Annotated in this window: 10 protein-coding genes; 7 read left to right on the top strand and 3 right to left on the bottom strand. The window is 57.9% G+C overall.

Translation table 11 applies throughout. The features are described from left to right. The 5 genes from VAE57_RS03495 to VAE57_RS03515 all read left to right on the top strand — a co-directional run. On the top strand, window positions 1–2,173 hold a 2,173-nt coding region (locus tag VAE57_RS03495; RefSeq protein WP_322820514.1), incomplete at its 5' end, for a copper-translocating P-type ATPase. A 576-nt stretch (window positions 2,174–2,749) separates the two neighbouring features. Continuing rightward, window positions 2,750–3,388 carry an HD domain-containing protein gene (locus VAE57_RS03500; RefSeq protein WP_322820515.1) on the top strand — a complete coding sequence of 213 codons (639 nt, stop codon included), beginning with the start codon at window positions 2,750–2,752 and terminating at the stop codon, window positions 3,386–3,388. After that, window positions 3,385–4,689 carry a diaminopimelate decarboxylase gene (lysA, locus tag VAE57_RS03505; protein ID WP_322820516.1) on the top strand — a complete coding sequence of 435 codons (1,305 nt, stop codon included), beginning with the start codon at window positions 3,385–3,387 and terminating at the stop codon, window positions 4,687–4,689. The genes VAE57_RS03500 and lysA overlap by 4 nt, the downstream gene beginning before the upstream one ends. 70 nt (window positions 4,690–4,759) lie before the next feature. Further along, a complete protein-coding gene (locus VAE57_RS03510; protein WP_322820517.1) occupies window positions 4,760–5,662 on the top strand; it encodes an ROK family protein in 903 nt (300 codons plus the stop codon). A gap of 26 nt (window positions 5,663–5,688) precedes the next feature. After that, complete coding sequence (locus tag VAE57_RS03515) at window positions 5,689–7,338, top strand: amidohydrolase (RefSeq protein ID WP_322820518.1); 1,650 nt, start codon at window positions 5,689–5,691, stop codon at window positions 7,336–7,338. A 506-nt stretch (window positions 7,339–7,844) separates the two neighbouring features. On the opposite strand, the gene VAE57_RS03520 is transcribed toward VAE57_RS03515, so the two are convergent. From VAE57_RS03520 to VAE57_RS03530, 3 genes are all read right to left on the bottom strand, one after another. Further along, window positions 7,845–9,263 (bottom strand): tyrosine phenol-lyase, encoded by a 1,419-nt coding sequence (locus VAE57_RS03520; protein ID WP_322820519.1) that lies wholly within the window; start codon window positions 9,261–9,263, stop codon window positions 7,845–7,847. Between the two features lie 237 nt (window positions 9,264–9,500). Next, window positions 9,501–10,640 carry an FAD/NAD(P)-binding oxidoreductase gene (locus VAE57_RS03525; RefSeq protein WP_322820520.1) on the bottom strand — a complete coding sequence of 380 codons (1,140 nt, stop codon included), beginning with the start codon at window positions 10,638–10,640 and terminating at the stop codon, window positions 9,501–9,503. A 181-nt stretch (window positions 10,641–10,821) separates the two neighbouring features. Next, the gene (locus tag VAE57_RS03530) at window positions 10,822–11,067 is read right to left on the bottom strand and encodes a sulfurtransferase TusA family protein (RefSeq protein ID WP_322820521.1); all 246 of its coding nucleotides are present in this window, start codon (window positions 11,065–11,067) and stop codon (window positions 10,822–10,824) included. A gap of 422 nt (window positions 11,068–11,489) precedes the next feature. Here VAE57_RS03530 and VAE57_RS03535 point away from each other — a divergent pair, with 422 nt between their 5' ends. Next, entirely contained in the window at window positions 11,490–12,710 is a 1,221-nt protein-coding gene (locus tag VAE57_RS03535) for a GNAT family N-acetyltransferase (RefSeq protein WP_322820522.1), read from the top strand. Between the two features lie 402 nt (window positions 12,711–13,112). Continuing rightward, complete coding sequence (locus VAE57_RS03540) at window positions 13,113–13,487, top strand: hypothetical protein (protein ID WP_322820537.1); 375 nt, start codon at window positions 13,113–13,115, stop codon at window positions 13,485–13,487. The last annotated feature ends 2 nt before the right edge of the window (window positions 13,488–13,489 follow it).

Below are 13,489 nucleotides of genomic sequence, written 5' to 3' on the forward strand. Positions count from 1 at the left end.
GGCGGCGGTGGAGCAGGCCGGGTATGGGGTGATTTTGCCATCTGCTACCGATGAGGCCGCTGAAGATGTGGAGGCACGGGCACGTGAAGCAGAGATGACGGTGCGACGGCGGCGATTGCTGGTCGGCGTGGTCTTTGGGCTGCCGCTCTTTGTGTTGTCGATGGCGCGTGATTTTGGTCTGATTGCTCCCTGGCTGGTCGGTGAGGGGGCGGCAATGATGGCAGCGATGCGTGATGCGGCTATGAGCGAGATGATGGCTATGGTCGCTGCCCGCGATGACCTGCTCAACTGGCTCTTTCTGGCGCTGGCGACACCGGTGCAGTTTTACTCCGGTCGCGATTTCTACCGGCATGCGTGGCGGGCATTGCGTTCCCGTACCGCTACTATGGATACGCTCATTGCCCTCGGTTCATCGGCTGCCTATTTCTACAGTCTGGCAATGTTGCTCAGCGGTGCACCCGGCCATGTCTATTTTGAGACAGCGGCGCTGATCATTACGCTGATCCTGGTTGGGAAGTACCTTGAGGCGCGGGCGAAGGGACAGACGAGTGCTGCAATCAAGGCGTTGATCGGGCTTCAGCCGAAGACTGCACGAGTAGTGCGGGGTGGGCAAGAGGTTGATGTGCCGCTTACCGAGGTGCGGGTAGGTGAGATGATCATTGTGCGACCGGGGGAGAAGGTTCCGGTCGATGGGGTGATTGTCTCCGGTGAGTCGACGATTGATGAGAGTATGCTCACTGGTGAGAGTTTGCCGGTAGAGAAGCGCAGTGGCGATCCGGTCTTCGGGGCGACGATTAATCGCAGCGGTAGTTTTCAGATGCGGGCGACACGGATCGGTAAGGATTCGGCGCTGGCACAGATCATCCGTCTCGTGCAAGAGGCGCAAGGTTCGAAAGCACCGGTACAGGCACTGGTTGATCGGGTTTCTGCCGTCTTTGTGCCGATAGTGATCGTGATTGCGTTGATTACCTTTCTCGGCTGGTTGTGGGCCGGGGTGGGGTTGACCCAGGCACTCATTTTTGCGGTGGCGGTGCTGGTGATTGCCTGTCCGTGTGCGTTGGGATTGGCTACACCGACTGCGATTATGGTTGGTACCGGCACCGGGGCGTCACACGGCATTTTGATCCGCAACGCTGAGGCTCTGGAACGTGCGGCGAGTCTGCGAGCGGTGGTGTTCGATAAGACCGGTACTATTACGCATGGTCGCCCCGCAGTGACCGATGTTGTGATGGTGGCCAGGCCGGTGCTGGCGCGGGGAGACCAGCCCGACGGTACAGGAGATCAGGTGTTGCTTCAGGTCGCGGCGGCGGCTGAGAGTCGCAGCGAACATCCATTAGGGGTGGCAATTGTAAAGGCGGCGCAGGAGCGTGGTCTGGCTATCGAGCGACCGACGCGCTTTCAGGCTGTCAGTGGTGCCGGGGTGGAAGCTGAGGTCAGTGGGCAGGCCGTGCTGGTTGGAACGCTGCGCTGGTTGCGTGAGCGAGGGGTTGAGATACACGCTTTAGAGGCAGTCGTTGATCAGTTGCAGAATGAGGGAAAGACCGCAATTGCGGTGGCCGTCGATGGTGAGGCGTGGGGCGTGATCGCGCTGGCCGATACAGTCAAACCAACCGCTGCGGAGGCGGTCGCAAAGCTGCATCAGGCGGGGATTGAGGTTGCGTTGCTGACCGGTGATAATCAGCGCACGGCAGCAGCAATAGCAGCCGCAGTTGGTATTCCGGCAACAGCCGTGTATGCTGAAGTGAAGCCAGACGAAAAGGCAGCGATTGTGGCTCGCTTGCAGCAAAGTGGGACGCATGGCAAACCACGCCGGGTAGCGATGGTGGGTGATGGGATCAATGATGCGCCGGCGCTGGCCCAGGCTGACGTAGGGATTGCGATGGGGAGCGGTACCGATGTGGCGATGGAGACGGCGGATATTACGCTGATGCGCAGTGATCCGCGGGGTGTGGTGCAGGCGATTGCCCTCAGTCGAGCCACAGTACGCACGATTCGCTGGAATCTCTTCTGGGCGTTTGCCTACAATGTGTTGTTAATCCCGGTAGCGGCTGGGGTCTTCTACCCGTTGACTGGCTGGCAGTTAAGCCCGGTGCTGGCTGCGGCTGCGATGGCCTTCTCGTCGGTCTTCGTGGTGACCAATTCACTCCGTCTGCGGCGTGTGCGGATGGTGTGATGACAGGAGCAAGTCTTGACGGATGGTCAAACAGCCGGGCTGGTCTACAGGTGTGACGTTTCCGTGAATTGTGGGGAAACCGTCACAACACGCACCTGATCGAGAGCAGGGCTGCTGCGGCAGCATGGCTGCCGCACTCCATACCACTTAGCTCATTCATTTATTCCTGACCGACACTGTGATCGTAACGAGCATATCCAGCATCCCCGTAACCTGGATGGTTAACGGCAGGCCACGCGCCGGATCGAGAGCAGGGCTGCTGCGGCAGCCACGCTGCCGCACTCCAAACTTCGAGACAAGCACATGACGAGCAGGCAAGGCAATCCATCCAGCGCGTGATGGCACGATGAGAGCTTCGCTCTGCCAACAGGCCATAAGTAGGGTAGGCCGTCGTTTGTGATTGGCAAACGTTTATGTACCTGGACGACCGTCTGACAGCACGATAGCACAGCTTTTATGACATAAGTTCGAAAGTTCGCTAGTATGCGTTGCCTGGGCAGATTGTATAGCTTTCAGGTAAACGTGGTATGATGAAGGAACAGGGTACTCGTTCCTTCATCGATAAGAGGAGCCGTGATGCTCACCGATACAGCTCGTCAGATTATGCATGAGTGGATCGCCTCGGATAGCCTGCGGAAGCATTGCGAGGCGGTTGCAGCCTGTATGACTCATTTTGCGACAAAGCAAGGGGCTGACGTCGATTTATGGACAGCGGTTGGGCTGCTTCATGATCTCGATTTCGAGCGCTATCCCCACATGCCGGAGGCCGGGCCGGCTACAACCGCGATTGCCGAGGCGCTGTGGCGGGGCGAAGAGGTACCTGCCGAACTACCGGGGCACCCGTTCTACGGGGTTGCCTATCTACGCAGTGCCGGCTGGTCGCCTGAAGTCTTGCGTGCTATCCTCAGCCATGCCGATTATAGCGGTATCGCGCCTGAGTCGCCGCTTGAGCGCACGCTGTATGCGGTTGACGAGTTGAGTGGTTTTGTGACCGCAGTAGCGTTAGTGCGCCCTGACAAGAGCATCTATAGCGTCGAAGTTTCGTCAGTACGCAAAAAGATGAAAGATAAAGCCTTTGCTGCCAAAGTCAGCCGCGAAGGTATTGTGCATGGTGCTGAAGTCATTGGTATGGAGCTAGATGCGCTGATCGGCGAGGTGATTGCTGCACTGCGCACAGCCGCACCACGGCTGGGTCTGGCGGGGAACAATGCATGACACTGGCGTCACATGTCTGGCCGGAGACGGCAAACGTTATTGATGGCCGTTTGTGGATTGGCGGCTGCGATACGGTTGCGCTGGCCGAACAGTTCGGAACTCCTCTGTATCTGCTTGATGAACTGACGCTGCGCGGTGCGATGCGTGCCTATCGGCAGGCATTCGCCACCGCCTACCCCGGCTCGTCAATCGTCCATTATGCCGGGAAGGCACTGTTGAATACGGCGCTGGCCCAGATCGTGGCGCAAGAAGAACTGGGATTGGATGTCGTTTCAGCAACCGAGTTGTTGGTGGCACAGCGAGCGGGTCTGCCAATGGCTCGGGTTCACCTGCACGGGAACGCGAAGAGTGATCAGGAACTGAAGCGGGCGATTGCGTGGCGGATTGGGGCCATCGTCGTTGATAACCTTGACGAATTGCAGCGACTCTGCGCGCTTACATTCCATCTCGCTACGCCGCAGGGCGTCTTGTTGCGGGTGGCGCCGGCTATCGAAGCGGATACACACGCGCATATCGCTACCGGGAGCGCCACGGCAAAATTCGGCTTACCCCTTGAGGTGCTTGATGAGGCTGTCGCTCAAACGCTGGCCGCACCCGGCCTGCGCTGGCTGGGATTGCATGCACATATCGGGTCGCAACTCTTTGCTCTTGAGCAAGTAACAGCGACTGTTGAGGTGTTGGTTGCGCTGGCTGCGCGGTTACGGGATCGCTTTGGTGTGGTGCCGGTTGAACTCAGTCCTGGCGGTGGTCTGGGCGTGCCGTACACCGCCGATCAGCCGGCAACCGATATTGGTCGTTATGCGCAGGTGGTGAGCGAAACGTTGTGTACAGCCTGTCAACGATACCGGTTACCGTTACCGCGCTTGACTGTCGAACCGGGCCGTTCCATTGTTGCCCGGGCCGGTGTGGCTTTGTATCGCGTGGTAGGTCGTAAGGGCGATCAATGGCTCCATATTGACGGTGGTATGGCCGATAATATTCGTCCGGCTCTTTATGGTGCGCACTACAGTGCGGTTCTGGCCAATAAGCCGGCTTCACCGTTGGCGATGACGGTCAATGTCGGTGGACGCTACTGTGAGTCGGGTGACGTGTTGTTACGCGATGTTGCGCTGCCGACTGCGCAGCCGGGTGATCTACTGGCAGTGGCAACAGCGGGTGCCTACACGTTGAGCATGGCCAGTACCTACAACCTGGTACCGCGTCCGGCACTTGTCCTGGTTGCCGATGGGCAGGCCCGCCTGATCCAGCGCCGGGAAACAGAAGACGATGTGTTGGCCCGTGATCTGTTGCTGGATTGGTGAAAGGACACGTCTGTGTCATCAGATGGTAGCAGGTGCGATCTGAACTGCTCGTGGTAGAAGCGAGGTTTGTATGACGCATACCCCTCTCTACGGTGGGATTGAGGCTGGTGGAACCAAGTGGGTTTGTGCGATTGGAAGCGGGCCAGATGATATTCGGGCTGAGGTGCGTTTTCCAACCACAACACCTGCCGAGACGCTGACCAATGCTATCGCCTTTTTTCAGGCCCACGAACCAGATCGTCTGGCGGCCATCGGCGTGGGGTCGTTTGGGCCGGTCGATCTCAATCCGGCCTCACCGTCGTATGGCTCCATCACAACGACGCCGAAGCCAGGATGGGCGCACACCGATGTTGTGCGAACACTGCACCAGGCACTTGGGCGACCGATAGGCTTCGATACTGATGTCAATGTGGCGCTCCTCGGTGAACGGCAATGGGGGGCAGCGCGTGACTGTGATGTGGCAGTGTATATCACAGTCGGTACCGGCATTGGTGGCGGGGCGGTGGTTGGCGGGAAGCTGGTGCACGGCTTGATCCACCCTGAGATGGGGCATATGCGCCTGGTTCGTGATCCGGCGCGTGATCCCTTCACCGGCATCTGTCCGTACCATGGCGATTGTCTGGAGGGGTTGGCTTGTGGGCCGGCGCTGAAGGTGCGCTGGCAGACCCCGGCAGAGGAGCTGCCGGCTGACCATCCGGCCTGGGAACTCGAAGCCGATTATCTCGGTCAGGCGCTGGCAAATCTGCTCTGCATCCTTTCGCCGGAACGGATCATCATCGGCGGTGGTGTGATGAGTCAAGCGCAGATGTTTCCTTTGGTGCGGGCTGCAACGCAGCGCTGGCTGAATGGTTACTTACAGCATCCTCACATTCTTGATCACCCTGACAGGTTGATCGTGCCACCTGCACTGGGACAACGGGCCGGTGTGTTGGGGGCAATTGCGTTGGCTATGCATGCGGCAGGCGGGGTATAGGCGGCCCGGTACAGAAAGGAAGCGTTATGCTGGTAGCCCGCGATCTGGCTCCTGATTTGATCATCTACAACGCTGTCGTGTATACGCTCCACCGGGAATTGCCCCAGTGCAGTGCTGTGGCCTGTAAAGATGGCCGGATTGTGGCAATTGGTGACGATGCCGCAGTGCTGGCGCTGGCAGGTCAGGTAACCCGGCGGATTGACCTGAACGGGCGGACGGTTATTCCTGGTATTCACGATGCCCACAATCATATGCTGGAGATGGGCCTGAAGTTGCAGCGGATCGGCCTCGATGATTGTACGTCCATCGCCGCTATGGTTGAGCGGGTGCGGGCGGCGGCAGCGGTTACCCCACCCGGTCGCTGGATCATTGGTGAGGGTTGGAACGAGTCGCTTTTTCAAGAGGGTCGATTGCCCAATCGTCACGATCTCGACTCGGCGACTACAGAACATCCGGTGCTCCTCAAACGGTTCTTCAACATGGATGTAGTTAATTCGCGGGCACTGGGGCTAGCCGGTGTGACAGCCAGTACGCCTGATCCGGCAGGTGGCAAGATTGAACGTGAGCCGGACGGTAGACCCAGCGGGATTTTGCGGGCGGCGGCGAAGGAACTCTGCCGGCGCCTGATCCCTCGTCCGTCTCAGGAAGCGTGCGTTGAAGCGCTAGATATGGCTGGTCGGGCATATCTGGCGTATGGGATTACCAGCATTCTCGATCCGGGCCTGCAACCGTGGGAGATTCAGACCTATCTGGCGGCGCGACGTGCCGGTCGTTTGCCCGTGCGCGTAAATCTGCTCATCTCGTGGCATGGCTTTCGCGAGAGTGAAACGCGCAGTGAACTTGATGCCCGTGCCAGAGCATTTGGCGGCTTGAGCGGTTTAGGTGATGAATGGCTACGCATCGGTGGCCTGAAGATGGCAATTGATGGCGGAACGACCTCGCATACGGCCTGGATGTTTCAGCCGTTTGTAGGCGAGGATCGGGTCTACGACTATAACCGTCTCGATCCCGAAGACCTGCGCGAATTTTTCACGCTTGGTCATACGCTGGGCTGGGACATCGGCATTCACGCGATTGGCGACCGGGCACATCAAGAGGCGGCCCGTGCGTTTGCTGATGTGCTGGCGGCGTATCCGGCAGAACATCGCCATAATCTCATTCACGGCTATTTTGCTACCGAAGAGAGTCTGCAACATATGGCCCGCTATGGGTTGGCCGTGGTGATCCAGCCAACCTTCATCTACTATGAAGGCGATGATCTATTCCGCGATGTTGGCCCTGATCTGGCTGCCCGCTATAAGCCGATGCGAACCTACCTTGATCGCGGGATTCGGGTGATTGCGACCAGCGATGTGCCGAGCACCGTTCACTTCAATCCGTTTATTGGATTGTACAGTTTAGTGACCCGCAAGACCTGGAAGGGAGCTCTCATCGCGCCGGATCAGGCGGTTAGTCGCGAAGAGGCGCTCTTTGCCTACACGGTAGCCGGTTCCTGGTTGACGCACGAAGAGCATCTGAAAGGCCCGCTGGCACCCGGTTTTCTGGCCGATATGGTGGTGCTGGATCGCGATTACTTCACCTGTCCGGTTGAAGAGATAAAAGAGATTCAGGTTGAGATGACGATCCTCGGTGGCCGTGTGGTGTACACCCGTGAGGGGTTGATTGGTGAGAGGTGACGAGACACGCCCCTATCCTGGCCCGTCCCGCACACGGGTATGCATCATCCGAGTTATGGTAATGCGTTGCCTGCGGGGGGGTTGGGAGAGGGGTAATGCAGAGGGCGCCTTGATCGTCTCGTGGGAGACCGGCGCTGCCCGGTGGCCGGGAGCAGTGAGTACGGCTGGCACGGCAGCATGGCTGCCGCACTCCATACGGGCGGGGAAGTGGATGGGACAGCACACGAGCGGTTGGGGTGACGGCGTGCGCTGTCAGACCGGTGAAAGGGAGACATACAGATCACGGCCTCCATCATCCCGTGTGGTGAGGGGGATCACGCCCCCACCCTGGCCCGTCCCGGCTGGGGTGGGGGCCCTCGCTCCAGAGGGATACCGGCGCTTGCGCACGGCGGAGCCTGAGTGATGGTAAAAACAGCGTGTGTCTTGCATCAGGTGCGAATAGGGTAGGAGCGCAACGCCGTGCGCTCCTGGTGTTCGATACGTCACCGGTATTTACCGTCCGGTCGTCATTCTACCGGTTCAAACCGGGCCTGGAAGAAGCGGAGGTACCGTGGTTCGTAGACCATGCGCAGGCCACGGGCCTGATGGCGTTGATCGTACACTGCCTTCACCGACTCGGCCACAACATCCATGTGAGCCTGGGTATAGACTCGCCGCGGGATGGTCAGCCGGGTTAATTCCAGTTTGGGATAGTAGTGCTGCCCGGTCTTGGGATCGCGCCCGGCGCTGGCAATACCGCGTTCCATCGCCCGCACCCCTGAGTCGAGGTACAACTCGGCGGCCAGGGTCTGGGCAGGAAAGAGGTCTTGCGGCAGGTGCGGATAGAACCGACGTGCATCCAAAAAGATTGCGTGACCGCCAATTGGCACCACGATGGGGATGGCCCAGTCGAGGAGCAGTTCACCGAGGTAGCGCACCTGGCCGATGCGGGCACGGATGTAATCCTCTTGCAGTGACTCCTCAATCCCAACCGCCAGCGCCTCCATATCGCGCCCGGCCATGCCGCCGTAGGTATGCAGTCCTTCGTACACAACCACCAGATTGCGGGCTTCATCGGCGAGCTGATCATCGTTGAGCGCTAACCAGCCACCGATGTTGACCAGCGCGTCCTTCTTTGCGCTCATCCATGCGCCATCGGTGTAACTGCAAAACTCGCGCACAATCGCAGCAATACTTTGTTCGGCGTAGCCGGGTTCACGTTCTTTGATGAAAAAGGCATTTTCAACCAGGCGCGTGACATCGAGAAAGATGCGCAACCCGTACCGATCACATAATGCGCGTAAGGCGCGGACGTTTGCCATACTGATCGGCTGCCCACCTGCCATGTTGACGGTGCCGGCCAGGCTGATATAGGCAATCTGTTGCGGGCCAACCTCATCAATAAGCGCCTGTAGTTTGTCGAGATCGACGTTGCCTTTGAACGGATACTGGCTCTGGGGGTCGTGCGCTTCGTCAATAATCACATCAACAAAGATGCCACCGGCCAGCTCCTGGTGCAGGCGGGTGGTTGTGAAATACATGTTGCCGGGAACATACTGCCCACGACGGATAGCGACCTGACTGATCAGATGCTCAGCGCCCCGCCCCTGATGGGTGGGAATAATGTGTCGGTAGCCATACACCTGCTGGACAGTTGCTTCCAGGCGATAAAAACTGCGACTCCCGGCGTATGCCTCGTCTCCCATCATCAGGGCTGCCCATTGCCGGTCACTCATGGCATTGGTACCACTATCGGTAAGCAGATCGATATAGACATCTTCAGAACGCAGCAGAAAGGTGTTGTAACCGGCAGCTTTCAGCGCCGCCTCACGTTCAGCCCGGCTAGTCACGCGCAGCGGCTCAACCATCTTGATCTTCCACGGCTCGGCCCACGACCGCCGACCGAACTGTTGTCCCATTGTGCGGGGGTAGTCTTGATCCTGCATAGATGCCTCGCTGCAATTGCTCCCAACGCCATTGTTGTGGGTTTAGCGGTACGACACCTCCGATAACCGGGCACGGTTGTTGTGTATCTGGATGGTGGATGGAGAGATCGGGTAGGTACCATCTCTCCATCCGCCAGCGTGTGCCCGTGCCCGTTACCTGCCCACTGCCAATCAGACGAGGGTTGAACGCCGGTTATATTCATAACCGTGCGGTATCGTCATGGGGGGTCGATGCGATCACACGATACCGGTCGGCACTACATGCCAGTAGGCGCGATTGAGCAGAGCCTTTTCATAGTGATAATACGCGCTCGGCTTGGGTGGTTGCGGCGGATGGTTGTAATCGAAGACCAGTTGCGTCGCCTGCCCATAGCCGGTTTCCAGAAAACACATCACTTGGCCCTGGTACCGTTCGTCGCTCGGCTTACCTTTAATCTCGCCGATAATCCGGTGGGCGATCACTTTTGCCTCGAAGTGGGCAGCGGCGCCGCTCTTGCTGACCGGTAGATCGGTGGCGTCACCCAGGCTATAGATGTAGGGAAACTGTTTGTGCTGAAGCGTTTCACGGTCGGTTGGCAACCAGCCCTGTTCGTCGCCCAGGCCCGACTCACTGATGATGCGTGCGCCCCGGTGTGGTGGCACCAGCACCAGCAGATCGTAAGCCAACGTTGTTCCTTCGAGTGATGAGATGGTGTGTGTAACCGGATCGATCTGTTCGGGGTTGAAGAAGAGTTCGTAGTTGATACCTCGTTCTTCCATCATTGGGGTGACAAACTGGGCAACACTCTCGATGGTAAAAACCCGGCCAATCGGCGATAGATAGGTAATGTCGGTCTTCTCACGCAGGCCACGTTTCCGCAGTTCATCCTCAAGCATAAACGTGAACTCCAGTGGCGCGGGAGGACACTTGTAAGGAATATCGGCCACGCCGATCACAATCTTCCCACCGTTAAACTCACGCAGTGCGGCGTGGAGACGCAGCGCAGCTTCAGCGCTGTAAAAATGGTGTGCCCCTTCCGTGTAGCCAGGGACAGCAGATGGTTCAAGGCGTGCACCGGTAGCGATAATCAGGTAATCAAACGGTATTTGGGTACCGTCTGCCATCTCGACATACTGATCGTTCGGTTCGATACGCACAGCATCACCGACAATCAGGTCTACTGAGCGCCGTAGCAATGAGCGTTCACTGCGTTCCCAACGCTCTGGAGGTGGGCCACCGAACGGGACGTAGAGCCAGCCGGGCTGGTACACGTGCTTACCGGTACGATCAATCAACGTAATCTGAGCCTGCTTGCGCGTCAACTGCCCGGCCAGCAGATTTGCGACCAGCGTACCGCCGACGCCACCACCTAACACAACAATTTGTTTCGTCGTCATTGTAGTTACCTTCTAAGAGCTTAGCCGCACAAACCATACCGGGTTGCGCGAAGGCATTGCCTTCGCGCCGGTTAGAGAGACTTTGGCGGACAGGCTCCAGGTACAGGTTAAAACCAATATACACCTTGCGCCGCATTATTTTGATGGGCGCGTACTCGTATCGAACCTGGATTAACGTGCATCAACGCACTTTCCGCACCACAAAACGGGTGAAGCCCTGTTCGGGGAAAGCACCAATAAACTCGTGACCAGCCTTCTGCACCCAGATTGGAATATCCTTAACTGAACCGGGATCGCTCGAAAGGACGGCGACCACTGAGCCGACGGGGACGCTCTTGATGCCTCGGATCAGTTCCATCATTGGGCCAGGGCAATGGCTGCCACGGGTATCAATCTCTTTGTCGATAGTTACGTTTGGGGTCGTCATAGTTGCCTCCTGCGGTCAACGCTGACCGATTACATTTCTTGTGATAAGGATAGCATTTTGCCTGGGGCTTAAACAGAAAGAAGTGACAACATATTCTGTACAGGTTGCAACTATTGCGGGGTGGGTGAGGAGGGGAGGACATAGGAGATAGGAGATAGGAAAGTAGGAAGTAGGAGATAGATTAGGAAGTAGGGGCAGGAAAGGCGAGAGGAAGTAGGGGCAAGAAAGGCGAGAGCAGGAGGTTGAGATAGGAAGCAGAAGCTATGCTGCTATGCTTCTGCACGCCAAACTTTGCGACATGGTATTGGTGGGCGCGGGATAGGTGGCTTGGGGGCAATGAGGAGTTGATTGTAGTGCTGGCGGTAATCAGACTGACGTTATAATATCCATACCATTGACCGGCAATAGCATCTGGCTCCACTATGACAGACTCCACACTCACTGCGCATTATCTCGACCCAACAGCACCGGATTGGAGCGCAACCATTGATCGATTGTGGCAACAGTCGGGTGCGCCGCAAAACCCGACTCTCGTCCCGCCCCATTTTGTCAAGAGCACCTTTCCCCGTATGGGCGGAATCGTGGTTGAGTTTCGGGCAGGCGATTGTACGGTTGGGGTTGGAATGTTGTTTCCCCGCACAATCATCAACGGTCAGCGTCATTACACCCTACGCCTCCACGAACTACATGAACGGTTGCCCGATGATGTGCTGCAAGCCCTGATTGCTGCGACGCCGGTCACCGTCTATCGGCCAGCCGATGGGGTGACGTTTGCCCCTAAACGACCACGTCCAGCCGGTCTCTGGATTGGCACACCGCAGGCTGATGATACAGCGGCGATTACAGCGCTCTACCGTAACGTGTGGGGAAGCCAGCCCTATCCAACCGACCTGTATAGCGCTAAGTTTGCTCCCGGCACGGCGCTGGTGGCGACGGTAGATGGTCAGGTGGCTGGGTTTCTACTCGGTTTCTGGCGTTTCGGTTGCCATCCTATTGCCGACGACGAGCTGGCAATCGAGTCGCAGGTGATGGCGGTTGATCCCGCGTATCGCAACCACGGGTTGGCGACTCGCTTGAAACAGGAACAGGCCCGGCTGGCGCTGAGCCAGGGGGTGCGCTGTATTCACTGGACGGTTGACCCCTTGCAGTTGCCGAATGCACTGCTCAATTTCAATCATCTGCACGCGGTAGCCGGTGAATTTGTGCGTGGCTACTATCCGGTACACAATGAGTTGAATCTGGTAACAGCCTCTCGGTTTGGGATCACCTGGCTGCCGGCCAGCGCGCACGGTAGCAAGGGTTTACATAATCAACGGGATCGTCTCCTGATCACCGATCTACCGGATATTGCCATGCTCAACGACGGACCCCGTCTGTTGCGGGCACCCCATGCGCCGGCGCAGATTGCGATTGCCATTCCTCAGCAGTGGACGGAGCTTCAGCATCGGGATCGGAACCTGGCGATTGCGTGGCGCGACACAACTGATGAACTCTTTGCGCAGTGGATTGGCTGGGATGCGGGAAAATACGTGATCTACGCTGTCGCTCGCGATCCCGCCGGAACCGGTTATCTGGTCGGGAAACCGGCGGGATTGTGGGTGTGGGAATCCGCGAGCCTCCCCCACATCCGCGAAGATCCGTGATCCTCACCCATGGGACGCGGATAGACGCGGATGCTTTTCAGGGTGTGATCTCCTCTGTCGCCCGCGACCCAGTGGTCATCACCCATGGGACACGGATAGACGCGGATATATGGTAGTCATATCAAACCTTGAGCGATACTTTGTTTCACGGTCTATCACCTGATGTGAGATCATCCGCGAGCATCCGCCCCATCCGCGAGTATCCGTGATCCTCGCCTATGGGACACGGATAGACGCGGATATTTTTCAGGCAAGGGAGCTGAGACAGCAGAAGGATGCATACTGGAGAAAGCCTGCATATTGTATCGTACCAGGTTTGGTATCAGGAATAACAAGTAGAATTGTGCGACGGTGAAGACATCTCTACCGCAGATGGAGCGAGTTTGATGTATACTACCAGTGATGATTGTGCATTTTGGCGCAAACAAGGTGCCGCTCCGTTTTAGCCGCACCGTCATACTGTGGACGCTGGCTTTTCTGATCGGGCCGTGGCCGGCGCTCTCGTGCATCATCCACTGCCTGCACCTGTCGTCGGTGGATAGGGCAGGTGTAGAGTATTTCTTGTGCGATGCGCCTCATCACCACACCGACCATACCGATACGCCGGCACCGCCGGTGCGGTACGACGTATTGCCGCTGGCATTCATTGCTGTTGCCATTGGCTCAATCGTGATCCAGCGGATCAGCGCTGTTGATAACGATACTCTCCGTTCAATTCTGCACGCTCCAGAGCCGCCGCCACCTCGCCTGACCTGCGCTGGCCTGTCAGTTGGATAGAC

This window comes from Chloroflexus sp. (genome assembly GCF_034434295.1).
Classification (GTDB): domain Bacteria; phylum Chloroflexota; class Chloroflexia; order Chloroflexales; family Chloroflexaceae; genus Chloroflexus.

Excerpts from the sequence above, each read along its gene's own strand:
- VAE57_RS03500 (WP_322820515.1), top strand. The coding sequence starts at position 2,750 with ATGCTCACCGATACAGCTCGTCAGATTATGCATGAGTGGATCGCCTCG.
- lysA (WP_322820516.1), top strand. The coding sequence starts at position 3,385 with ATGACACTGGCGTCACATGTCTGGCCGGAGACGGCAAACGTTATTGAT.
- VAE57_RS03510 (WP_322820517.1), top strand. The coding sequence starts at position 4,760 with ATGACGCATACCCCTCTCTACGGTGGGATTGAGGCTGGTGGAACCAAG.
- VAE57_RS03515 (WP_322820518.1), top strand. The coding sequence starts at position 5,689 with ATGCTGGTAGCCCGCGATCTGGCTCCTGATTTGATCATCTACAACGCT.
- VAE57_RS03520 (WP_322820519.1), bottom strand. The coding sequence starts at position 9,263 with ATGCAGGATCAAGACTACCCCCGCACAATGGGACAACAGTTCGGTCGG.
- VAE57_RS03525 (WP_322820520.1), bottom strand. The coding sequence starts at position 10,640 with ATGACGACGAAACAAATTGTTGTGTTAGGTGGTGGCGTCGGCGGTACG.
- VAE57_RS03530 (WP_322820521.1), bottom strand. The coding sequence starts at position 11,067 with ATGACGACCCCAAACGTAACTATCGACAAAGAGATTGATACCCGTGGC.
- VAE57_RS03535 (WP_322820522.1), top strand. The coding sequence starts at position 11,490 with ATGACAGACTCCACACTCACTGCGCATTATCTCGACCCAACAGCACCG.
- VAE57_RS03540 (WP_322820537.1), top strand. The coding sequence starts at position 13,113 with ATGATTGTGCATTTTGGCGCAAACAAGGTGCCGCTCCGTTTTAGCCGC.